General features: G+C 32.5%; 1 protein-coding gene. It reads right to left on the bottom strand.

Going from position 1 to position 529, the window contains the following annotated elements:
- Window positions 1-529: hypothetical protein (locus tag GPK83_RS07955; protein WP_215704484.1), on the bottom strand; the 529-nt coding region annotated here is incomplete at both ends.

Below are 529 nucleotides of genomic sequence, written 5' to 3'. Positions count from 1 at the left end.
TTGATTTATCAATCTCTCACTAACCGTTTTTTCTTTTAATATATCCTCACATTTTTGAAAACAATCAACTATTGTATTATCTTCAATTATGCATCCATCTGGAAAATGATGTGCCCCCCAACCTAAAATATCCAAGTATGAATCAAACAGCAAATCAATTGTTTTCTGGTCACACTTCATACTTGAATAAGCAATCTCAAGGTATTTTACTGCCGCTTGATATCCCTGCTTATGATTTCTGAACAACTCATAATACCATCTGCATTCTGGCATTTTCTTCTCTTCGCAACGTGGTGTAATCCACATTAGGATATACTCTTTTAATTCGTATGGAATATCTGCATTTCCCCGGTCTTTCAAAGTATCCCATACATCACTATCACAATAATCCGAAAGAAATTGTGTTAATATTTCATCTTGATTTTCGTCTGACATTTCTCTTAGATGACCAACGATTGCTTGCATTTCTTTGTTTGCAAGTTTTTTTAACCCGTTATGATAAATATCCAAATATTTATATAAACTATTA

Origin of the sequence: Clostridium sp. MCC328 (genome assembly GCF_018785465.1) — a bacterium.
GTDB lineage: Bacteria > Bacillota > Clostridia > Lachnospirales > Lachnospiraceae > Pilosibacter > Pilosibacter fragilis.
Note: the sequence above shows the minus strand (reverse complement) of the source record. Positions and strands in the feature narration are given on the sequence as shown.